Genomic DNA, 21,290 nt, shown 5'->3' on the forward strand with positions numbered 1-21,290 from the left:
TCACACACCCTCCGGGTGCACCTCGACAGGAACACTGCTCCAGCCCCATTGGAAACTCGACGGCGGCCGTGAAGCGGCCTCACCGTCGATGCACCAGTCTCCGACCCGCTTGAGCCATTCGGTCACCATGATGCCGATCTCCAACCGCGCCAGGTGCACCCCGAGGCAGAAGTGTTGTCCGCGACCGAAGGTCAGCAGGCGCTCGATGGGACGGTTCCAGATGAACGCGTCGGGTTCGGAGTATTCGCGTTCGTCACGGTTGGCCGACGCCAGCAGTGAGATGATCCGCTGCCCGGGCCGCATTGTGATGCCGTGCATGGTGAACGGTTTACGCACAGTGCGTGCAAACCATTGCGCGGGCGCGCAATAGCGGATCATCTCCTCGCGCGCGACGGGCACGTGGGTGTCGATGTCGCTGCGCACGGCGGACAGCTGATCGGGCCGAAGGCCCAGCTCCCAGAGACCGTGTGCGACGATCTTCGGCACCGTTTCGGTTCCGCCGATGAAGATCCCGAGCAACTGGGTGGCGGCCTCGACATCGTTGAACGCCGAGCCGTCCGGCAGCCGGTACTCGATCAGGTTGTCGGCGATCGGGTTCTCGCCGGGTGTGGTCCTGCTGCGCTGGATGATCGGAATCAGGTACTCCAGGTAACCCGGCCGTGCATTGGCCACCTCGACCCCGCTTCCCGGCTGCGCGAGGCTGCCCGCGTTGACGGTCGCCAGCACGTCGGCCGCGAGATCCACCGGCAATCCGAGCAATTCGCAGATCACGGATGCGGCGACGATGCCGCCGTAGTCCTGGGTCAGGTCGAAGGCGCCGTGCGGCAGCAACTCGTCGAGGCGCTCGTTGGCCAGTTGACGGATGCGGTCGCCCAACTTGCCGGCCGACCTCGGCCGGAACGGAGCCGACGTGCAGCGTCGCACGGTGTCGTAGATCGGCGCGTCGAAGTTGGCGTGGAAGGGCATCGGATGCAGCGCCGGATCGGGCACGGGCCCATCGTTGTGCTTCGCGAGAATCGTTGCCGCGGGCAGGGTTCCCTCGGAGGCGACGAACGTGCCGTCGTTGACCTCCAACACCCGCCAGATGTCCTCGAAACGCGAAAGTGCGTAGGTGTCCCATTTCTCGACGTAGTACACCGGGTACCGATCGCGCAGCGCCCGATAGAACGGCAGCGGATCAGCCATCACCGCCGGGTCGAACGGATCATAGGAAAACGTCTCGAGAACAGTCATTTTCATCGCAGCGGTGACGGCGGTAGGGCGGCCAGGATGGAGTCTTCCCAGCCGTCGCGCAACGCGGGCGCGACGCTCATCCAGGTGACGATCTCGGCGGGCGGGCTGTCCTTCCACGACGGGTAGTGGTTGGCGAAGCAGTCCCAGTCGTCGTCGAGCGCCCAGTAATGGATGACCTCGTTGAAGCGGAAGGTCGTGATGAACGAACCGAGCCAACGCTTTCCGGTGCGTTCCGACCACGGTACGTAGAGGCGTTCCAGTTCACGGATGTAGTCGTCCTGGCGGCCGGGTTTGGTCTGCATGATCTCCTGGATCACCAGGCCGGCACGGAAGTTCGCATCCTGCAGCTGGGCGAGTGTCCGATTGTATTTGCCCGCGTACATGATGCGGCCCTCACCCGAGGCGCCGATCTCGGCGAGAAACGCCGACCATTTCGCTGCGGCTTCCTCATGGGTGCCGCACCTGGCCTGGGCCTTACCGATGCGCGCATAGTCGGCGAACTTGTCGATCTCCCAGATGATCGTGACCTGGGGCCAGTGGCCGTTGTACGGCGTCGTCTCCCAGATCGCGAACAACCGCGCCCCCAGCTCAGCCATCATCGGCTGGTACACGTCGCCAAAAACCTCACTGAACCGGTCGGACCGGCCAGAACCGAGCGCGATGGTCTCGTGGAGATAGAGCAGCGTGTGACCGTAGTACTTCTTCATGACGTGCACCCGTTTGACAGCGACACCTTGCGAGCGTGACACTTGTCGCGTGTTTTGTAAAGGTGTGCCCCGGGTGACCCTGACCCCACTGGCGAAGGGGTTCTGCTTCGCAGAGGGCCCGCGCTGGTTCGAGGGTCTGCTCTGGTTCTCCGACATGCTCGGCGGGGCGGTGCACACCGTCGACCTCAGCGGTGATCTGACGACGCTGCCGCTGCCCGGCCACGCGCCTGCCGGCCTTGGATTTCGCCCCGACGGGTCGTTGCTGATCTCCTCCACCGAGGCGCGCCAGGTGCTGCGCTACGACGGCGAGAACGTCACGACGATCGCCGACCTGTCCGCGATCGTCCCGGCCCCACTCGGCGACATGGTCGTCGACGGCATCGGGCGCGCCTACGTCGGATCCCAGGCCCGCGAAGACGGAGTGATCGTGCGGTTCGATCCCGACGGCACCTTCACCGTCGTCGCCGACGGCCTCGACTTCCCGAACGGGATGGTCATCACCGCCGACGGCACGACGCTGATCGTCGCCGAGTCGACCGGCCGCCGACTGACCGCGTACTCCAAAGCCGACGACGGCGCACTGTCCGAACGCCGCGTCTTCGCCGACAGGCTGGACGGGCCACCGGACGGCATCTGCCTCGACGCCGAGGGAGGCGTGTGGGCCGCGATGACGCTGGCCGGTCAGTTCGAGCGGATCACCGAAGGCGGCGGCGTCACCGACCGCATCGATATCGGCGAGCGCATCGCGATCGCCTGCGCGCTCGGCGGTCCCGAGCGTCGGACCTTGTTTCTGTTGTCCAGCACCGAGGCGTACCCGCAGCGGCTGCAAGGCACCAAGCTGTCGCGCCTCGATGCGACCACCGTCGACATACCGGGAGCCGGGTTACCGTGAGCGATTCGTATTACGAGCTCATCGACGACGCCGATCCACTCGGCGAGAAATTCCGCGCGACCGACCTGGTCCGCAGCACCTGGTCGGCCGCGATCCAGCACGGAGCGCCGGTGTCCGCCATCCTGGTTCGCGCGCTCGAACGCTGCGAGGCCCGCGACGACACCCGCTTGAGTCGGGTGCTGATCGACCTGCTCGGCGGTGTTCCCGCCGAGGGTGATCTGTGGGTGCGGTCGCGAATCGAGCGCTCGGGCAGGCAGATCGAGCTCGTCAGCTCCGAACTGCTCGCTGCGCGGCCGGACGGGGACCCGCGGCCTGTCGCGCGGGCCAGCGGGTGGCGGTTGAAGACCGTCGACACCCACGCCGTGCAGCATGCGCCGCAACCTCCCCTGCGCCCGCTGTCCGAGGCGAAAAGCCGTGACATGAAAAAGGACTGGGATCGCAACTACGTACACAGCCTCGACTGGCGGTGGTTGACCGAACCACTGCGCGAGGGGCCCGGCGAGTCGTGGATCCGCCCGGAGGTCGACCTGGTCAATGGCGAGGCCATGACACCGCTGGAGCGGTTGTTCGCGGTGGCTGACGACGCCAACGGCATCGGGACCAAGCTCGACATCCGCCGCTGGACGTTCATGAACACCGACCTCGTCGTGCATGTGCACCGGATCCCGGAGGGCGAGTGGATCGGTATCCGCGCCGAGACCAGTTACGGGCCCGACGGCATCGGCACGACGCTCGGCACGCTTTTCGACGAGACCGGCGCTGTCGGCGCGATCCAGCAGTCCGTGCTCGTCCGGCCGATGCCCCAGCGCTGATCAGGGCGTGCAGGCACCGGTCGCGACCGGCTTGTTGGCGCGCGCCCCGTCGGTCACCATCGCGGAGACCTGCTTGGCGGTGAGCACGAAACCTGTCTCGGGGTCGTCGATGGCCGCCCCGAAGCTGATGCCGAGCACGTGGCCGTTCAGGTCGATGAGCGGTCCGCCGGAACCGCCGCGCCGGATCGGCCCCCTGATGACGTAGACCTCGCGGTTCACCGTCGTGGTGCGGTAGATGTCCGGCACGAGAAGCTCCATGACCCTGCGGATTCGCGCAGGGGTGGCCACGAACTGCGCTCCGCCCGGATATCCGAGCACGAGGGCATCGGCGCCGATGACGGCGGTGCGCTGGTCCATCGCCAGCGTGGGGGCGTGCAGGTCGGGCACGTCGAGCACGGCGACGTCCATCGCGGGGTCGAAAACGACGACGGTGGCCGGTATCTCCCGGTCGCCCGCCCAGACTCTGACGACGTCCGCGCCCGCCACGGTGTGTGCGGCAGACATCACCCGGTTCGGTGCGACGACGACCCCGCTGCCGTCCACCGTCCTCGCGCACTGCAGGGCCTCCGTGTGGATCTTCACGACGCTGCGGGCCACCTCGGCGACGATTGCGCTGTCGGCCAGCGTGGCATCGGGTGCGGCGAGCGTGGTGATCGCGATCGGAGTGGGCTCCTCGGCGACGAGGTCGAACGATCCCCTGATCGCGCCGCAGCCGGTCGCGCCGATCGCGACCAGGCACACCGCAAGCAATTTCGACCTCATTGCCGAAACGATAACTCCGCGGGAGGCGAATCGGAGGTGAAGCTTGCCCAGCCAGTCGAGCTAGTCGAGCAGGCGCAACGCCGCGGCCGGGCACTGCGTCACCGCCTGCTGCATCCGGTCCCTGTCGGACTCCGGACGCTCCGGCTCTTGGATCAGCACGATGCCGTCGTCACCCACCTCGAACACGTCTTCGGCGATCGACTCGCAGATCCCGTGTCCGGTGCACCGGTCCAGATCGACTTCGACGCGCATGCCCACTCCTAGCGAACGACGGCGGGTAGCCGTTTGACGCCGTGCACGAAGCTGCTGTACAGCAGGTCGGGTTCGCCGAACTCGATCGTCGTCAACCGAGTCAGCAACTCCCGGAACAGGTTTCGCAACTCGGCTTTGGCCAGCTGGCTTCCCAGGCAGAAATGCGGGCCTCCGCCGCCGAACCCGAGATGCGGGTTGGGCGATCGGGACAGGTCGAACGTGTCGGGGTCGGCGAACGCGGCCTCGTCGCGGTTGGCCGAGCAGTAGAACAGCGCGACCTTTTCGCCCTCGCGGACCGGCTGGCCGTTGATCTCGGTGTCCTCGGTGACAAAACGCGCGAACTGCAGGACCGGCGAGGACCAGCGGACGAATTCCTCGATGGCCAAACCGATCCGGCCGTCGAAGTCCTCCATCAACCAGTCACGCTCTCGGGGGTTGTCGACCAGCGCCATCATCGCGTGCGTCGTCGCCTGCTTGGTGGTGTCGTTGCCGGCCGAGGCGAGCAGGATCAGGAAAGCCCCGATCTCCTCGTCAGTCAGCCGGTGGCCGTCGACCTCGGCGTTGACGATGCTCGTCATCAGGTCGTCGCCGGGGTGGGTGCGCCGGAACTTGGCCAGGTCGACGCCGGTGTTCGACAACAGCGCGATCTGCGCGACCGGGTCGGCGACGCGCTCGTCCTCGGTGGCGTACTCGTCGTCGCTCATGCCAAACAATTTCTCTGCTGCATAGGCGACGGCGGGCTGGTCGGCACTGGGCACGCCGAGCATGTCCATGATCGTCAGCATGGGCAGCTGCGCCGAGCATGCCGACACGAAGTCGACTTCGCCCGCGTCGACGAGGTTTTCGACGATGGTGACCGCGTTCTTGTGAATCTGTTCCTCTATCAGCCGCACGTTGCGCGGGGTGAACGCTGAGCTGATCAGCCGGCGGTACACGGTGTGCTGCGGCGGGTCCATGGTCAAGAAGAACGAGGCGAACCGCTGGATCTCGGCCGGCATCGGGTTTAGCGCCACGCCCTGAGCCGAGGTGAACAATTCGGGATGCTGGCTGACGTAGGCGATGTCGTCGCGCCGCGTCAGTGCCCAGAAGCCGGGCTCCTCGATCCCGAACATGGACGGCAGCGGAGGGTGCCAGGACAACCCGTCGGCGGCCCGCAGCCGTGCGAACGTCTCGTCGCGCGCGGCAAAGGGCCGGCTCCAGAACTCTTCCGACGTGATGTCGACAGCGCTGTATTCGCGGGCTGAAGTCACCGATTCAGCGTGACACTTCGTCAAATGTTTGTAAAGCTATGACGGTGCCGGTAGCCGATGCAGACTCCTCGACGCGCGAACGCATCCTCGCCGCGACCGCAGAAGTGCTCGGCCGCCACGGCATGACCAAGCTCAGCCTCTCCGAGGTCGCACTGCAGGCGCAGGTCTCCCGTCCCACTCTCTACCGATGGTTCGCCTCCAAGCGTGACCTGCTCGACGCGTTCGTGGTGTGGGAACGCCAGTACTACGAACATGCGGTGGCCGAGGCGACGGCGGGCTTGCCTCCGAGCGAACGGCTCGACGCGGCGCTGCGGGTGATCGTCGACTACCAGCAGTCCTATCCGGGTCTGCGGATGATCGACATCGAACCGGAGCAAGTGATCAAACGGCTCTCCCGGGTGATTCCGTTGATGCGCCAGCGCCTGGAGCGGCTGGCCACTGGACCCGACCCCGGTCTTGCCGTGGCGACGGCGGTGCGGGTCGCGGTGTCTCACTATCTGGTGCGCAGCGACGATGACGCCGACTTCCTCGCGCAGCTACGCCATGCCGTGCGGGTTAAGCACCCGACGTCTTGAGCTCGGCTGTGATCTCGTCGGTGTGCTGGCCCAAGCGCGGTGCGGCCCATCGGGGCTCCCATGGCGTACCGGAGAAGTCGGCCGGTGAGGCGACCATCGGGGCCGCGCCTTCGCCGTCGGGCACGTAGACGATGCCGCCCGCGGCGTGGAACTGCTCGTCGGCCACGATGTCCTCCAGCGAGTTGATCGGCGACCAGAAGAAGTCCGGTTCGGTGGCGAAGACCTCCGCCCACTCGGCGAGGGTTTTCGAGGCGAAGATCTCGTCGAGTTCGGCGACGAGTTCGACCGCGTTGACGGCGCGTGCCCGCGGGGTGTCGAACCGGGGATCGGTCAGCCACTCTGGACGCCCGACCGCGCGACACAACGGCGGCCAGTGCCTGCCCGCTTCCAAGCCGACGATCCAGAAGCGGCGCCCGTCACCGGCCGCGTAGTTGTTCATGCAGGGGTTGCCCATCGTTTCCCGCTGCCCGATCGCGATCGAATTCCCGGTCAGCAGAAAGGTGTTGAGGTCGAAGCTCACCGTGTAAGCCCCCTGGCGGTACAGCGACGTGCTGACCAACTGCCCCTTCCCGGTGCGGCCCCGCGCCACCATCGCGGCGCAGATCGCGGCGGCCAGCGTCATCCCCGCCGCGTGGTCGCCCATTCCGCCGCGTTGAAACGGCGGGGTCTGGCCGGGACGGGTCAGCAAGTGGGCCAGCCCCGCTCGCGCCCAGAACGCGGCGACATCGTAGGCCGCCCGGTCCGCGTCCGGACCGCTGTCGCCGTAGCCGGTGATCAGCCCGTACACCAATTGCGGATTGTGCGTGGCGAGAGCCGCGAAGTCCAGCCCCATGCGCGCCAGCGCGCCGGGCCGGACGTTGGTCACGAAAACGTCTGCGCCCTCGATCAATTCGCGGGCCTTGGCGCGGCCGTCGGCGGTCGTCATGTCGAGCACGATGCTGCGCTTACCGCGGTTGTCCATCTCGAACGGCGGGCTCACGTCGCCGTCGACACCGAGCATCTTGCCGAACAACCGCGCCGGATCGCCTGTCGGCGGTTCGATCTTGACGACGTCGGCGCCCCAGTCGGCGAGTATCCCGGCAGCCGCCGGCCCGGCGACCCACACGCCGAGTTCAACCACCCGCACTCCCTCGAGCGGACCCGCCATCGACACCTTCTTTACATGTATTCCCGAATTTGTAAACTGGCGTGGTGAAGCACACTGCGCCGGTGCTCGGCCTGGCCACACATGTGGGCCGCGGGGTACAACGTATCGCCACCGACGCCGCGTTCGGCCGTCTCCGCTCACTTCCGCGGTGCGTGTCCGAACTGGACGCGCCCGCCATGTCGCGGATCATCGGCCGCCCTGTGACCGCGGTGTCGGTGCTGGGCGGCGACTCCGGCACCTCGTCGCGTGCCCGGCTCGGGCTCATCGGAGACGACGTCCCGCCGACCGTGTTCGTCAAGCTGGCCGCCGAGACGGTCGCCACGCGCCTGATGGGCGAGATGGGTCGGCTGGGCGCGACCGAAACCCGCTTCTACCGCGAACTGTCCCCGCGGCTCACCGGCGTCCCGACGTGTCACGGCTCGGTGTTCGACTCGGTGACGGGTCGCTACGTCCTCGTGCTGGAGGATCTGCCCGCCGACGAATGCGAGTTTCCCGACACCTTGCATCCGATCAGCGCCGACCGGGCCGCCAAGATCGTCGAGCTGCAGGCGAGGCTGCACGCGACCTTCTGGAACCAGGTGCCCGACTGGCTCTACACCGCATCGGGCGATACCGCGTCACTGCTCACCGGGCCGCTGTTGAAGACGTCGGCGCGCCGCATCGCCGAGCGCACCGATATCGCGGTCGACGCCGGCCGATTCATCGACGAGAACTACCGTGCCGTGGCCCGGCTCATCGACGAGCCGCCCCACACCGTGATGCACGGGGACGCGCATCCGGGCAATGTGTACTTCCGCAACGGTGAGGCCGGGCTACTGGACTGGCAAGCCGTCCGGCGCGGGCATCCCAACCGTGAGCTGGCGTACACCCTGGTCACCAGCATGACGCCCGCCGATCGCCAGGCGCACCAACGCGACCTGCTCGACGTCTACCGCCAAGCGCTCACCGCATGCGGCGGACCGGAGTTGGACCGCGACGAGCTGTGGGAGCGGTACCGCCAGGGCGCCCTCTACGCCTACGTCGCCGCGCTGATCACCGCCGGGTTGGGAGGCATGCAGGCCGAGGGCATCGCCCTGGAGGGCCTGCGCCGCGGCATCGCGGCGCTAGAAGATCTCGACACTGTCGCCGTACTCCAGAAGTCGATGTGAAGAACGATCTACGCTTGCCCCGTGGACGAAGCGCTGCGCGACGCACTCGGACCCGAGGACACCTCGACGCGGCACCGGATTCTCGTCGCGACCTCGGAGGTCCTGGCCCGAAGCGGGCAGACCAAGCTCAGCCTCTCGGAGGTCGCGTTGCAGGCCGGCGTGTCCCGCCCGACGCTTTACCGCTGGTTCGCCTCCAAAGGTGAACTGCTCGACGCGTTCGGCGTTTTCGAGCGTGACCTGTTCGACAACGGCATCAGTAAGGCGACGGCCGGCCTGCGGGGCAACGAGAAGCTCGACGCCGCGTTGCGGTTCATCGTCGAATACCAGCACTCGTACTCCGGTGTTCGCGTGGTCGACATCGAACCCGAGGTCGTCATCCCGCAGCTGACGAAGATCATTCCGCTCATGCGGGCGCGCCTGCAGAAGCTGTTGAGCGGCCCGAACGCAGCGGTCAAGGCGGCCACCGCAATTCGGGTCGCGATCTCGCACTACATCGTGCGCAGCGACGACGACGACCAGTTCCTGGCGCAACTGCGGCACGCCACCGGGATCAAGCCACAGGGTTAGGCGTAAGGCTCCGGCCCGAAAAGCTGACACTCGCGCAAAAATTTGTAAAGCTGTCCGCATGACCCAGGTTGAGACTGATACCGGCGTGCTGGCCGGCGACGAGCGGATGTTGATCGACGGCGAAATGCAGACCACGGCCAGTGGCGCGACGTTCGATGTCATTCACCCCGCCAGTGAACAGGTCGCAGGCCGGGCGACCGACGGCACCGTCGAGGACATGGCACGCGCGGTGGGTGCGGCGCGGCGCGCCTTCGACGAAACCGACTGGTCGCGCGATCTGGACTTCCGCTACCACTGCCTGACCCAGCTGCACAAGGCGTTCGAACGCAATAAGGAGCGGCTGCGCCGGATCCTGATCACCGAGGTCGGCTGCCCCGTATCGGTGAGCGGCAGCCAGATCGAGAGCCCGATCGACGAGGTCAAGCACTGGGCCGAGCACGGCAAGAACTTCGACTACCTGGTTGACAACGGCGTGCACGAGACACCGCTGGGCCCGGCCCGCCGCAAGATCCACTACGAGCCGGTCGGTGTGGTCGGCGCGATCACCCCGTGGAACGTGCCGTTCTACCTCAACGTCGCCGAGACCGTGCCCGCGCTGATGGCCGGTAACACCGTCGTCCTCAAACCCGCGCAGCTGACGCCGTGGTCGGGCAGCGAGTACGCCCGCATCGTCGCCGAGGAGACCGACATCCCGGCCGGGGTGTTCAACGTGGTGGTGTCCAACTCCAACGAGGTCGGCGCTGCGCTGTCCGCCGATCCGCGGGTCGACATGATCACGTTCACCGGGTCGACGGCCACTGGGCGGGCCATCCTGGCCGCAGGCGCGCCGACGGTGAAGAAGACGCTGCTGGAGTTGGGCGGCAAGTCGGCCCACATCGTGCTCGACGACGCCGACTTCAACTCGGCGTTGTCGATGGCGGCGATGATGGCGTGCGTGATGAGCGGGCAGTCTTGCATCCTGCCGAGCCGGATCCTGTTGCCGCGCAGCCGCTATGACGAAGGCATCGAGATCCTCAAGACGATGATGGAGGGCTTCCCGGTCGGCGACCCGTGGACACCGGGCAACATGCAGGGCCCGCAGATCAGCGAGACCCAGCGCCAGAAGGTTCTCGGCCTGATCAAGAGCGGTATCGACTCCGGTGCGCGGCTTGTCACCGGCGGCGGCATCCCGGAGAACCTGCCGACCGGCTACTACACCCAGCCGACGCTGTTGGCCGATGTCGACCCGAATTCCCAGGTGGCCCAGGAGGAGATCTTCGGCCCCGTGCTCACGGTCACCCCGTACGACACCGACGACGAGGCGGTCGCGATCGCCAACAACACGATCTACGGGCTGTCCGGTGAGGTGTCCGGCGCCGACCTCGATCGCGCGTTCGCGGTGGCCTGCCGCATGCGCACCGGCAACGTGACGATCAACGCCAAGAGCCACTTCGGCATCAACAGCCCGTTCGGCGGCACCAAACAGAGCGGGCTGGGTTACCGCAACGGCGAAGAGGGATACAAGGAATACCTCGAAGCCAAGACGATCGGCATGCCCGACACCGCGGCGCCATGACCCAGGCCTCCGCCAGCGATACGGCCGAGATCGCCGCGCTGCTGTACCGCTACGCCCGCGCGGTCGACACCAAGGACTGGGAGCTGTACCGCTCAGTGTTCACCGACGACGCCCACATCGACTACTCGTCGGCGGGGGCTGTCGTCGGGAGCCGCGACGAGGCGGTGGACTGGTTCGCGGCGAACTTCGGGGTGATCGCCTGGAGCCTGCACCACGTCACCAACATCGAGGCCGATGTCGACACCGGGCCCGAGGGTGACACCGCGCGGGTCCGGGCGATGTTCTACAACCCGATGCAGTTGCCCGGCATGACCGGGCCCAGCTTCTGCGGCGGGTACTACCATCACGAACTCGTGCGGACAGGCGGCGGCTGGCGCAGCCGTCGCCTGGTCGAGGAGAACGTCTGGTTCACCAATCCCCCCGCTCAGTAACGCCCAGACCGACGTTCTGGCGCGAAAGTCCGAGCGGAACCCGCCAATACGTCGGTCTCGAGGCGACGAACTCAGCTTTGGGCCGCCAACTGCCCACAGGCCGCCGCGATTTCACGCCCACGCGTGTCGCGAACAGTGCAGGACACGCCGCGCTCGCGGACACGCCGGACGAACTCGCGTTCGGCCGGTTTGGGACTGGCATCCCACTCGCTGCCCGGTGTCGGGTTCAGCGGGATGACGTTGACGTGCGCGAGCGGGCCGAGCGCGCCGTGCAGTCGCTTACCCAAAAGGTCTGCCCGCCAAGGCTGGTCGTTGACATCACGGATCAACGCGTACTCGACCGACACCCGACGGCCGGTCGCGTCGGCGTAGTAGCGGGCGGCGTCGAGCGCCTCAGACACCTTCCAGCGGTTGTTCACCGGGACGAGCGTGTCGCGTAGTTCGTCGTCCGGGGCGTGCAGTGACAACGCCAGCGTGACCCCGAGCCGTTCATCGGCGAGCTTGCGGATCGCGGGCGCCAGCCCGACCGTCGACACCGTGACCGACCGGGCCGAGATCCCGAAACCGTTGGGGGCGGGGGCGATGATCCGCCGCACTGCGGCCAGCACCCGGTTGTAGTTGGCAAGTGGCTCCCCCATGCCCATGAACACGATGTTGGACAGCCGCCCGCCTCGCGCCGCAGGTGTGATTCCGTCGCCGTCGCGGTCACGCAGTTCCACCGCGGCCGCCCGTACCTGTTCGAGGATCTCGGCCGTCGACAGGTTGCGTTTGAGTCCGCCCTGGCCAGTCGCGCAGAACGGGCAGGCCATCCCACATCCGGCCTGCGACGAGATACAGACGGTGTTGCGTTGCGGATAGCGCATCAGTACCGACTCGAACGTGGTGCCGTCGACCGCGCGCCACAGCATCTTGCGCGTCTCGCCCGCATCGGTCTCGATCTCGCGTACCGCATCGAGCAGCGTGGGGAACAGGTCGCCGGCCACCTGGTCGCGCAGGCCTGCGGGCAGGTCGGTCATCTGGTGGGGGTCGGCGATCAGCCTGCCGTAGTACTGGTTGGCCAGCTGTTTGGCCCGAAACGCCGGCAGCCCGAGTTCACCGACGGCCGCGGCACGACCCGCGTCGTCGAGGTCGGCGAAATGCCGCGGCGGCATGGCGCGGCGCGGGGCATCGAAGACGAGCGGCAACGAGGTGGGCATGAGCTCCGACCAGTATCCCAGCTCCGCGGGGCGTCACGCCAACAGCGTCAGGACGATCCAACCCGCGACGGCCGACGGGAGCATCGCGTCGATGCGGTCCATGATGCCGCCGTGGCCGGGCAGCAGCGTGCCCATGTCCTTGATTCCGAGGTCGCGTTTGACCTGCGACTCGACCAAGTCACCGAGCACACCGGTGATCACCAGCATGAGCCCGAGCGGCAGGCCGACCCAGGCGGGCTTGTCCATCAGGAACGTCACCGACAGCACAGCGGCGGCGGTGCCGAACACCAGCGAGCCGCCAAGGCCCTCCCACGACTTCTTCGGGCTGATCTCCGGCGCCATCAGATGCTTGCCGAACAGCACACCGGCCACATAGCCGCCGATGTCGGCGAACACGACGGTCGCGATCACCGTGAACACCCTGCCGCCGCCGTGGTCCTGGAAGATCAGCAGCGCGCTGAAGCTGGCGAACAACGGCACCCACGTCGACAGCAGCACCGCGGCGGCGATGTCGCGAAGGTAGTTGACCGGTTGGTGGCGCAAACCGTGCCCGACCAGCCGCCACACCATGCAGACGACGACCGTCCCGCCGTACGCTCCTAGCACCCCGGCCGGCCCGAACGGCCAGCTCAACCAGATCATCGCCTGGCCGCCGAGCAGCAACGGAATCGCAGGAAGGTCGTATCCGGCCTCGCGCAGTCGGCGGATCACCTCGTGGGTGGCGATCGGTATGAACACCGCCAGCACGGGCAGCCATCCGATCGGCCAGAAGAGCAGGATTCCGATCGCCATGGCGCCGAGCAGGACGCCGACTCCGATGGCGGCGGGCAGGTCGCGGCCCGCCCGCGACTTCTTCTTGGGCGGTTCGTCGACCGGCGTCTCTGCCACGGGACCCTTCTGCTGTTCGGTCACTAGACCTCCAGCAGCTCGCCTTCTTTGTGCTTGACCAGCTCGTCGATCTGGTGGGTGTAGGTGGCGGTGGACTTGTCGAGGTCCTTCTCCGCGCGCGACACCTCGTCCTCGCCTGCCTCGCCGTCTTTCTTGATGCGGTGCAGCTCCTCCATCGCCTTGCGGCGGATGTTGCGCACCGCGACCTTGGCGTCCTCGCCTTTCGCCTTGGCCTGCTTGACCAGGTCGCGGCGTCGCTCCTCGGTCAGCTGCGGGATCGCCACGCGGATGACATTGCCGTCGTTGGTGGGGTTCACCCCGAGGTCAGAGTTGCGGATCGCATCCTCGATGTTGCGCAGCTGGCCCGTCTCGTAGGGCTTGATCACCACCATGCGCGCCTCGGGCACGTTGATGCTCGACAGCTGAGTGATCGGTGTCGGCGATCCGTAGTAGTCGACGTTGACACGCGAGAACATGCCGGGATTGGCGCGGCCGGTGCGGATCGACGACAGGTCATCGCGCGCGACCGACACCGCCTTCTCCATCTTCTCCTCGGCATCGAAGAGGGTTTCGTCGATCACGGTCCTTCTCCTTCGTCAGTGCGCGTCGGTCACCGGTCTCGCGTGTGCACCTTCGCTGCGGGCGCGGGGGGCGTCAGGTGGTGACCAGTGTTCCGATCTTCTCACCCGCGACCGCCCGGGCGATATTGCCGTCGGTGAGCAGGTTGAACACCAGGATCGGCATGCCGTTGTCCATACACAGGCTGAACGCGGTGGCGTCGGCCACCTTCAGGCCGCGGTCGATGACTTCGCGGTGGCTGATCGCGGTGAGCAGTTCGGCGTCGGGGTTCTGGCGCGGGTCGGCGGTGAAGACGCCGTCGACGGCCTTGGCCATCAGCACCACCTCGGCGCCGATCTCGAGCGCGCGCTGGGCGGCGGTGGTGTCGGTGGAGAAGTACGGCAGGCCCATGCCCGCCCCGAAGATGACGACGCGACCCTTCTCGAGGTGCCGCACGGCGCGCAGCGGGATGTACGGTTCGGCGACCTGACCCATCGTGATGGCGGTCTGTACCCGGGTCGCGATGCCTTCCTTCTCCAGGAAGTCCTGCAGCGCCAGGCTGTTCATGACGGTGCCGAGCATCCCCATGTAGTCACTGCGGGTGCGCTCCATGCCGCGCTGCTGCAGTTGCGCACCGCGGAAGAAATTGCCGCCGCCGATGACCACGGCCACCTGCACGCCGCTGCGGACCACTTCGGCGATCTGACGCGCCACCAGGTGGACGACGTCGGGATCGAGGCCCACTTCCCCACCGCCGAACATCTCGCCGCCCAGCTTGAGCAGTACCCGGGTGTACATGGGACGGATGGAACCTGCGGCGGCTCCGTTGGGTTTGCTCGCGTCCGGAGCCGCTCCGGTGGCGACTTCGGAGTTCGGAGCTGCCTGACCGGCGACGTTGGGATCCGCCATCCGACTCCTTACGGGTCCTCGCTGAGATCCCCTTCATCCTGCCTCATGACGGGCCCGAGGGCGGCCAGTGGGTCGCGACTCGCCGGGTCAGTCGGGCAGGTGGGCGCTCAGCAACCAGGCGGGCACGGATTTGCGGCCTTTCGGCTCGTCGCGGATGTCGAGCGCCGGAAAGAACTCCTCGAATCCGTCCGGGAAGACGCCGTGTATGCGCGCCGGTCTGATCTCGTCGATCGTCCAGTACTTGGAGACGACGTCGCGCAACTCGTCTTCGGTGACGGGGTTGGCCGGACCGTTGGGCATGCCCGCCCTGTCGAACACCAACACGAAGTAGGAGGCGCCTGGTGCCGCGGCGCGCACGATCGAACGCTGATAGCCGTCGCGCAGTTCCACGGGCATCGAGTGGAACAGCGTCGAGTCGACGATCGTGCCGAACCGGCCGTCGTAGCCCGAGAAGTCGCTGATATCGGCGACGTCGAAGGTCGCGTTCGTCAGCTCGCGCTTGGCGGCCTCCTGCCTGGCCAGCTCGATCGCGGTGGGCGACTGGTCCAGACCCACCGTGGTGTAGCCCCGTTCGGCGAGGTGGATCGCCAGCGCGGCCTCACCGCACCCCGCGTCGAGCACGTCGCCGTGGAATCTGCCCTCTTCTATTAGGGGCATGAGCTCCGGCTGCGGCTCACCGATGCTCCACGGCGGCTTGCCGCCGCTCATCTCGGGCATCTCGCCCTTGTATGCGTTCTCGAACAGCTCACCCGTTGGTTCGGTCATGCATCGTTGATATCAATGTAGTTGATATATGTCAATATAGTTGACATGAATGGCCCGCTCGAGGATCAGCCGCTGGGTTTGCTCCTGTCCCGCGTCGCCAAGGCCCTACGTGCCGAGGTCACCACGACGGTGCTCGAACCCCTTGGCGTGGCGTTCCCCCAGTACCTGTGCATGCGGATCCTTTCCCAGCACGAAGGACGGTCCAATGCGGAACTGGCCCGCGACTTCAACGTTTCGCCGCAGGCGATGAACATGGTGCTGCGCGGCCTCGAGGACCGCGGGCTCGTCTCCCGCCCCGCGAGCGTGTCTTCAGGACGGTCGCTGCCCGCCCAGCTCACGCGTGAGGGCCGGGAGTTGTTGAAACGCACCGATTCCGGCGTGCGCGCGGCGGAGCGCAAGTTGATGGCGAATCTGAGTCAACGCCAGCAACGGGACTTCAAGCAGATCCTCGCGGCGCTCGGAACGGACTGAGTTCTGCGAGACTACGTCCATGAAGATCGTCCTGGCGCCTGACTCATTCAAGGAGTCGATGACGGCGTCCGAAGCGGTCGCCGCGATGAGGGCCGGTGTCACGGAGGTGCTGCCCGACGCCGAGGTCATCGGCGTGCCCATGGCCGACGGCGGCGAGGGCACCGTCGACGCCGTCGTCGACGCGTTGCACGGTGAACACGTCGAGGTGCCAGTGGCCGACGCACTCGGCCGCACCGTCACCGCCCGGTACGGCTATGTCCCGCTGCGCCAGTTGGCCGCGATCGAGATGGCGGCCGCGGCGGGTCTGGAACTCATCGCCCCCGCCGACCGAAACATCATGTCCGCGAGCACCTTCGGAGTCGGTCAGCTGATTCGCGCGGCCCTCGACCGCGGCGCCGAGGACTTCTTGATCGGGCTGGGCGGTTCGGCCACCAACGACGGAGGGACGGGCATGCTCACCGCGCTGGGCGCGGCGTTCCTCGACGCCGATGGCAAACCGCTGGCCCCCGGCGGCGGGGACCTCGAACGCCTCGAACGCATCGACGTCACGGGGCTGGATCCCCGCCTGCGCGATATCCGGATCCGGGTGGCCTCCGACGTCACCGCGCCGCTGCTGGGTCCCAGCGGCGCCAGCGCGGTGTTCGGCCCGCAGAAGGGCGCCGGCCCCGACGGCGTCGCGCGACTCGAGGCGGGTCTGGCACGGTTGGCCACCGTCGCGTCGGCGACGCTCGGCGGCACCCAACCGCAGCGCCCCGGCGCCGGGGCAGCGGGCGGCGTGGGATTCGCGCTCGTCGAATTCCTCTGCGCGGTAAGCAGACCCGGCGTCGAAGAGGTGGCCGAGACCGTCGGGCTCGAACGGGCGCTGCACGGTGCCGACTGGGTGTTCACCGGCGAGGGCAGCGTCGACGCTCAGACCGTCATGGGCAAGACGCCGTTCGGCGTGGCCCGGGCGGCGTTGCGCGCCGGGGCACGGGTGGTCATCTTCGCCGGTCGGGTCGCCCCCGACGCCGCCGTGCTGCTCGACCACGGCGTCGAGCGACTGGTCGCGATCACCGCCGAGGGCACACCGATCGAGCGAGCGCTGCGCGAGGGCGCCCAGTCGCTCACCCGCGCGACGGCCGAGGTCTGCCGCTCCCTCTAGCCCGCGTCGTGAATCCGCTTGAACGGACGCGCTTCTTCGAGTTCGTAGGCCAACTTGAGCAACCGGCCCTCGTGGCCCACCGGCGCGGCGAACATGATGCCGACGGGAAGGCCCGAGGCGGACTCGGCCAGGGGCAGCGAGATCGCCGGCTCACCGGTGGCGTTCTGCAGCGGCGTGAACGCCACCCACTCGATGAGCCGGTCGATGATCGTCTGGTAGTCGAGCGTCGGGTCGAGGTGGCCGATCCGCGGCGTGACGTCGGCGAGCGTGGGTGTCAACACCACGTCGTGGTCTTGGGTTGCGCGCTCGGTGAGTTGACGGATCCGTGCGAGCCGCGCGATCGCCCTGGGCAACCGATGCAGGTTGCGCGACGCGTGACGGTCGAGGCCGAGCGTCAGATTGTCCAGACGCCCGCGGTTGAAGTTCGGACCCAACGTACGTCCGCTGCGCACGAGCGCGAACGCGAGAAACGCCCAGTAGAGCAGGAAGTCGTTCATGAAGTGCGACGGCACGGGGTTGTCGATCACCGTCACCCGGTGTCCCAGTTCCTCCAACAGGGCGGCGTTCTTCAGCGTCAGCTCGCGCACCTCGGGGCTGGCCTCGCGCGAGATCGACTGGGTGCACACCGCGATGCGCAGCCGCTGCGTTCCGGGTCCGGTGATGTTGCCGATCGCGGGCAGCCGCGGATCGCGGTACACCCGCTCGATCTCGCGATAGAACGCCGCGGTATCGCGCACGGTGCGCGTGACAACGCCGTTGGCGACGATGCGCAGCGGCATCTGGCGCAGCTTCTTGTCCAGCGGCAGCCGACCGCGCGACGGTTTGAGACCCACCAACCCGTTGCAGCAGGCGGGGATTCGGATCGACCCGCCGCCGTCATTGGCGTGCGCGATCGGCACCACCCCAGCGGCGACGAACGCCGCGGAACCCGACGACGAGGCGCCCGCGGTGTGCTCGGTGTTCCACGGATTGCGCACAGGTCCAATGCGGGGATGCTCGGCCGAGGCGCTGAAACCGAATTCCGACATCTGCGTCTTGCCGATCGGAGCCAGGCCCGTCGCGAGGAATGATCGCGCGAAGTCGCCGTGTGTGCGCTCCGGATGCGGATCCCAGGCGTCGGTGCCGTTCATCGTCGGCATGCCGGCCACCGCGACGTTGTCCTTGAGGAACGACGGAACCCCGTTGAAGTAGCCGCCGTAGGGACGGGCCGCAGCACGCGCGCGGGCTTGCTCGAACGCCTCGTACGCGAGTCCGTTGAGCGCCGGATTGACGGCCTCGGTGCGGGCGATCGCGGCGTCGACGAGTTCGGCTCGCGACACCGCGCCCGCCTGCAGCGCCTCCACCAGACCGACCGCATCGAGATCGCCGAGGGCGTCGTCGCCGAAGGCGCTTATCCGAGTCATGCCGACGACGGTACCAAGTCGTACCGCCACGGCCCCACAAATGCGCGAGCGCTCACCCTTGTACGGTTCCCGGCGTCCGGGCCGTACAACGATGAGCGCTCGCGCTGGAGACTGGTTCGCTAAGAAGTGGTCAGGCTTGGCCGACTTCAAAGCGAACAAAGCGGGTCACGGTCACACCCGCCTCGTCGAGCAGGGCCTTCACGGTCTTCTTGCTGTCAGACACCGACGGCTGGTCGAGCAGCACGACGTCCTTGAAGAAGCCGGTCACGCGGCCCTCGACGATCTTGGGCAGGGCCTGCTCGGGCTTGCCCTCGTTGCGCGCGGTCTCCTCGGCGATGCGCCGCTCGTTGGCGACGACATCCTCGGGCACGTCCTCCCGGGTGAGGTACTTGGCCTTGAGCGCGGCGATCTGGAGGGCGACCGCGTGGGCGGCCTCCTTGTTATCGCCTTGGTACTCGACCAGCACACCCACGGCGGGCGGAAGGTCCGCGGCACGCTTGTGCAGGTAGGTCTCCACCGCCCCGTCGAAGTAGGCGACGCGACGCAGCTCGAGCTTCTCGCCGATCTTGGCCGACAGATCCGCGATGACCTGCTCGACGGTGGTATCGCCCACCTTCGCAGCCTTGAGCGCGTCGATGTCGGTCGCCTTGGCGGCGGCCGCGGCGGCGACGATCTGCTCGGCGACGGACTGGAACTCCGAGTTCTTGGCGACGAAGTCGGTTTCGGAGTTGAGCTCGATCAGCGCGCCGTCCTTTGCGGCCACCAGGCCTTCGGCGGTCGCGCGCTCGGCACGCTTGCCGACGTCCTTGGCGCCCTTGATGCGCAGCAACTCGACGGCCTTGTCGAAGTCGCCGTCGGCCTCGACAAGCGCGTTCTTGCTGTCGAGCATGCCGGCGCCGGTCAGCTCCCGCAGTCGCTTGACGTCGGCAGCGGTGTAGTTAGCCATATCAGCCTTCTCTTACGGATTCTGGGAGGGTTTCGGTTCGGTCTGGACGTCCGCCTCGGGGGTGCCGGGCGCGGCACCCGCGGCGGTGGGGCTTGCGGTGGCGGTCGCGCTCGCAAGCAGCTCCTGCTCCCACTCGGCGAGCGGCTCGGCGGCGTCGGCGTCCGGCTTGTCACCGTCGCGACCCACGCCCGCGCGGGCCTGCAGACCCTCGGCGACCGCGGCGGCGATCACCTTGGTCAGCAGCGCAGCCGAACGGATCGCGTCGTCGTTGCCCGGGATCGGGTAGTCGACGAGATCCGGGTCGCAGTTGGTGTCGAGGATCGCGATGACCGGGATGTTGAGCTTGCGCGCCTCACCGACGGCGATGTGCTCCTTGTTGGTGTCGACGACCCACACGGCCGAGGGCAGCTTGGACATGTCCCGGATACCACCGAGCGACCGTTCGAGCTTGTTCTTCTCGCGGGTCAGCATCAGGATTTCCTTCTTGGTGCGACCCTCGAACCCGCCGGTCTGCTCCATCGTCTCGAGTTCCTTGAGACGCTGCAGCCGCTTGTGCACGGTCTGGAAGTTGGTGAGCATGCCGCCCAGCCAGCGCTGGTTCACATATGGCATGCCGACGCGGGTGGCCTCTTCGGCGATCGACTCCTGCGCCTGCTTCTTGGTGCCGACGAACATGATCGTCCCGCCGTGCGCGACCGTCTCCTTGACGAACTCGTACGCCTTGTCGATATAGGTCAGCGTCTGCTGCAGGTCGATGATGTAGATGCCGTTGCGGTCGGTGAAGATGAACCGCTTCATCTTGGGGTTCCAGCGACGGGTCTGATGCCCGAAGTGGGTGCCGCTGTCGAGCAGCTGCTTCATGGTTACAACAGCCATGAGTCCATGGTCCTTTTCGTCGGTTGATGCCGGCGCCGGGCGACGCCGATCCCTGGTGACTGCTCGGAATGCCAGAACCCGTCTGGAGACGGGACCGACGGCATCCGGGGAAACGACCTAGTGGAACGGGTCGCGGGTGCAGACACGCGAAGTCAGCCCGCGCAAGCGAGCTGCGGTTAGCAGTTTACACCCCGCGCAAGGGGTGCTTTTTCCACGCCGAGCAGGCTGTCCACAGATCCGCGTCGCACTCTGGCGCCGGTCGGGCATCACCCGCTGAGGTGGGGTGATGCGATGGGTCGCGCTCGCTTGCGCCGCGCTGGTGTCCGGGCTGGTCTTGGCGGGACCCGTCGCGGCCGACGGCGGCCGGTTGACCTGGCCGCTGCGGCCGCGCCCCGAGGTGACCAGGACTTTCGACGCGGCAGAGCCGAACTGGACGCCCGGGCATCGAGGCGTCGACCTGGCGGGCGTACCCGGCCAACGCGTGCTGGCGGCGGCCGAGGGCACCGTGGCCTTCGCGGGTGAGCTGGCGGGGCGGCCGGTCGTCTCGATCGCCCACCCCGGCGGTCTGCGGACCAGCTATGAACCGGTCCGGGCGACGGTCGTGCGGGGACAACGCATCGACGCCGAGGCGGTGATCGGCGTGCTGGAAGCCGGACATCCCGGCTGCCCACGCTCGGCCTGCCTGCACTGGGGAGCGATGTGGGGTCCCGCGTCGCGCGCCGACTACGTCGACCCGCTCGCCCTCGTGGTCACCACCCCGATCCGCCTCAAACCGACCCCCGGCTGAGCTCCCCTTTTTGCGCGAA

24 protein-coding genes are annotated in these 21,290 nt (G+C 67.4%); 10 read left to right on the plus strand and 14 right to left on the minus strand.

Annotation, left to right across the window (positions count from 1 at the left end; all coding sequences use genetic code 11):
• Both AAHH99_RS07100 and AAHH99_RS07105 read right to left on the minus strand, forming a co-directional pair.
• A complete protein-coding gene (locus AAHH99_RS07100) occupies positions 1–1,239 on the minus strand; it encodes a cytochrome P450 (protein ID WP_418768032.1) in 1,239 nt (412 codons plus the stop codon).
• Positions 1,236–1,940: an NIPSNAP family protein gene (locus tag AAHH99_RS07105; protein WP_418768033.1), complete on the minus strand. Its 705-nt coding sequence runs from the start codon at positions 1,938–1,940 to the stop codon at positions 1,236–1,238. Before AAHH99_RS07105 ends, AAHH99_RS07100 begins: the two co-directional genes overlap by 4 nt.
• A 73-nt stretch (positions 1,941–2,013) precedes the next feature.
• On the opposite strand from AAHH99_RS07105, the gene AAHH99_RS07110 reads away from it, so the two are divergent.
• Both AAHH99_RS07110 and AAHH99_RS07115 read left to right on the plus strand, forming a co-directional pair.
• Complete coding sequence (locus tag AAHH99_RS07110) at positions 2,014–2,832, plus strand: SMP-30/gluconolactonase/LRE family protein (protein ID WP_418768034.1); 819 nt, start codon at positions 2,014–2,016, stop codon at positions 2,830–2,832.
• Positions 2,829–3,644 carry a thioesterase family protein gene (locus tag AAHH99_RS07115; protein WP_418768035.1) on the plus strand — a complete coding sequence of 272 codons (816 nt, stop codon included), beginning with the start codon at positions 2,829–2,831 and terminating at the stop codon, positions 3,642–3,644. Before AAHH99_RS07110 ends, AAHH99_RS07115 begins: the two co-directional genes overlap by 4 nt.
• Here AAHH99_RS07115 and AAHH99_RS07120 read toward each other — a convergent pair whose 3' ends face one another.
• The 3 genes from AAHH99_RS07120 to AAHH99_RS07130 are packed head-to-tail and all read right to left on the minus strand — an operon-like array spanning position 3,645 to position 5,908.
• Entirely contained in the window at positions 3,645–4,406 is a 762-nt protein-coding gene (locus AAHH99_RS07120; protein WP_418768036.1) for a MarP family serine protease, read from the minus strand.
• Between the two features lie 60 nt (positions 4,407–4,466).
• Entirely contained in the window at positions 4,467–4,658 is a 192-nt protein-coding gene (locus AAHH99_RS07125) for a ferredoxin (RefSeq protein ID WP_418768037.1), read from the minus strand.
• A gap of 8 nt (positions 4,659–4,666) precedes the next feature.
• On the minus strand, positions 4,667–5,908 hold the full coding sequence (locus tag AAHH99_RS07130) for a cytochrome P450 (RefSeq protein WP_418768038.1): 1,242 nt from the start codon (positions 5,906–5,908) through the stop codon (positions 4,667–4,669).
• A 44-nt stretch (positions 5,909–5,952) separates the two neighbouring features.
• On the opposite strand from AAHH99_RS07130, the gene AAHH99_RS07135 reads away from it, so the two are divergent.
• Positions 5,953–6,483 (plus strand): TetR/AcrR family transcriptional regulator, encoded by a 531-nt coding sequence (locus AAHH99_RS07135; protein ID WP_418768039.1) that lies wholly within the window; start codon positions 5,953–5,955, stop codon positions 6,481–6,483.
• On the opposite strand, the gene AAHH99_RS07140 is transcribed toward AAHH99_RS07135, so the two are convergent.
• Complete coding sequence (locus AAHH99_RS07140; protein ID WP_418768040.1) at positions 6,464–7,630, minus strand: CaiB/BaiF CoA transferase family protein; 1,167 nt, start codon at positions 7,628–7,630, stop codon at positions 6,464–6,466. The genes AAHH99_RS07135 and AAHH99_RS07140 overlap by 20 nt on opposite strands.
• A gap of 44 nt (positions 7,631–7,674) precedes the next feature.
• Here AAHH99_RS07140 and AAHH99_RS07145 point away from each other — a divergent pair, with 44 nt between their 5' ends.
• Genes AAHH99_RS07145 through AAHH99_RS07160 form a run of 4 tightly spaced genes read left to right on the plus strand, consistent with a single transcriptional unit; the run spans position 7,675 to position 11,331 of the window.
• Entirely contained in the window at positions 7,675–8,778 is a 1,104-nt protein-coding gene (locus AAHH99_RS07145) for a phosphotransferase (protein ID WP_418768041.1), read from the plus strand.
• 21 nt (positions 8,779–8,799) lie between these two features.
• Positions 8,800–9,345, plus strand: a complete 546-nt coding sequence (locus AAHH99_RS07150; protein ID WP_418768042.1) for a TetR/AcrR family transcriptional regulator — start codon at positions 8,800–8,802, stop codon at positions 9,343–9,345.
• 58 nt (positions 9,346–9,403) lie between these two features.
• Positions 9,404–10,900, plus strand: a complete 1,497-nt coding sequence (locus tag AAHH99_RS07155; protein WP_418768043.1) for an aldehyde dehydrogenase family protein — start codon at positions 9,404–9,406, stop codon at positions 10,898–10,900.
• A complete protein-coding gene (locus AAHH99_RS07160) occupies positions 10,897–11,331 on the plus strand; it encodes a nuclear transport factor 2 family protein (protein ID WP_418768044.1) in 435 nt (144 codons plus the stop codon). The genes AAHH99_RS07155 and AAHH99_RS07160 overlap by 4 nt, the downstream gene beginning before the upstream one ends.
• 71 nt (positions 11,332–11,402) lie before the next feature.
• Here AAHH99_RS07160 and rlmN read toward each other — a convergent pair whose 3' ends face one another.
• The 5 genes from rlmN to AAHH99_RS07185 all read right to left on the minus strand — a co-directional run bounded on the left by rlmN (position 11,403) and on the right by AAHH99_RS07185 (position 15,647).
• Positions 11,403–12,527 carry a 23S rRNA (adenine(2503)-C(2))-methyltransferase RlmN gene (rlmN, locus tag AAHH99_RS07165; RefSeq protein ID WP_418768045.1) on the minus strand — a complete coding sequence of 375 codons (1,125 nt, stop codon included), beginning with the start codon at positions 12,525–12,527 and terminating at the stop codon, positions 11,403–11,405.
• A 33-nt stretch (positions 12,528–12,560) separates the two neighbouring features.
• On the minus strand, positions 12,561–13,439 hold the full coding sequence (locus AAHH99_RS07170) for a phosphatidate cytidylyltransferase (RefSeq protein WP_418768046.1): 879 nt from the start codon (positions 13,437–13,439) through the stop codon (positions 12,561–12,563).
• Positions 13,439–13,996, minus strand: a complete 558-nt coding sequence (frr, locus tag AAHH99_RS07175) for a ribosome recycling factor (RefSeq protein WP_418768047.1) — start codon at positions 13,994–13,996, stop codon at positions 13,439–13,441. Before frr ends, AAHH99_RS07170 begins: the two co-directional genes overlap by 1 nt.
• A gap of 73 nt (positions 13,997–14,069) precedes the next feature.
• Complete coding sequence (gene pyrH, locus AAHH99_RS07180) at positions 14,070–14,771, minus strand: UMP kinase (RefSeq protein WP_068198329.1); 702 nt, start codon at positions 14,769–14,771, stop codon at positions 14,070–14,072.
• A 198-nt stretch (positions 14,772–14,969) separates the two neighbouring features.
• Positions 14,970–15,647, minus strand: a complete 678-nt coding sequence (locus AAHH99_RS07185; protein WP_418768048.1) for a class I SAM-dependent methyltransferase — start codon at positions 15,645–15,647, stop codon at positions 14,970–14,972.
• A 45-nt stretch (positions 15,648–15,692) separates the two neighbouring features.
• Here AAHH99_RS07185 and AAHH99_RS07190 point away from each other — a divergent pair, with 45 nt between their 5' ends.
• Positions 15,693–16,118, plus strand: coding sequence for a MarR family winged helix-turn-helix transcriptional regulator (locus AAHH99_RS07190; protein WP_068197875.1), 426 nt, complete (start codon positions 15,693–15,695; stop codon positions 16,116–16,118).
• 19 nt (positions 16,119–16,137) lie between these two features.
• Complete coding sequence (locus tag AAHH99_RS07195; RefSeq protein WP_418768049.1) at positions 16,138–17,259, plus strand: glycerate kinase; 1,122 nt, start codon at positions 16,138–16,140, stop codon at positions 17,257–17,259.
• Here AAHH99_RS07195 and AAHH99_RS07200 read toward each other — a convergent pair.
• The 3 genes from AAHH99_RS07200 to rpsB form a co-directional block, all read right to left on the minus strand.
• Positions 17,256–18,662, minus strand: coding sequence for an amidase (locus AAHH99_RS07200; RefSeq protein WP_418768050.1), 1,407 nt, complete (start codon positions 18,660–18,662; stop codon positions 17,256–17,258). The genes AAHH99_RS07195 and AAHH99_RS07200 overlap by 4 nt on opposite strands.
• 130 nt (positions 18,663–18,792) lie before the next feature.
• On the minus strand, positions 18,793–19,608 hold the full coding sequence (gene tsf, locus AAHH99_RS07205) for a translation elongation factor Ts (protein WP_068197883.1): 816 nt from the start codon (positions 19,606–19,608) through the stop codon (positions 18,793–18,795).
• 12 nt (positions 19,609–19,620) lie between these two features.
• Positions 19,621–20,484 (minus strand): 30S ribosomal protein S2, encoded by an 864-nt coding sequence (gene rpsB, locus AAHH99_RS07210; protein WP_094292201.1) that lies wholly within the window; start codon positions 20,482–20,484, stop codon positions 19,621–19,623.
• A 286-nt stretch (positions 20,485–20,770) separates the two neighbouring features.
• On the opposite strand from rpsB, the gene AAHH99_RS07215 reads away from it, so the two are divergent.
• A complete protein-coding gene (locus AAHH99_RS07215; RefSeq protein ID WP_418768051.1) occupies positions 20,771–21,271 on the plus strand; it encodes a murein hydrolase activator EnvC family protein in 501 nt (166 codons plus the stop codon).
• Positions 21,272–21,290: the final 19 nt, after the last annotated feature.

Origin of the sequence: Mycobacterium neumannii (assembly GCF_048452905.1) — a bacterium.
In the GTDB taxonomy this organism is placed as follows: Bacteria; Actinomycetota; Actinomycetes; order Mycobacteriales; family Mycobacteriaceae; genus Mycobacterium; species Mycobacterium neumannii_B.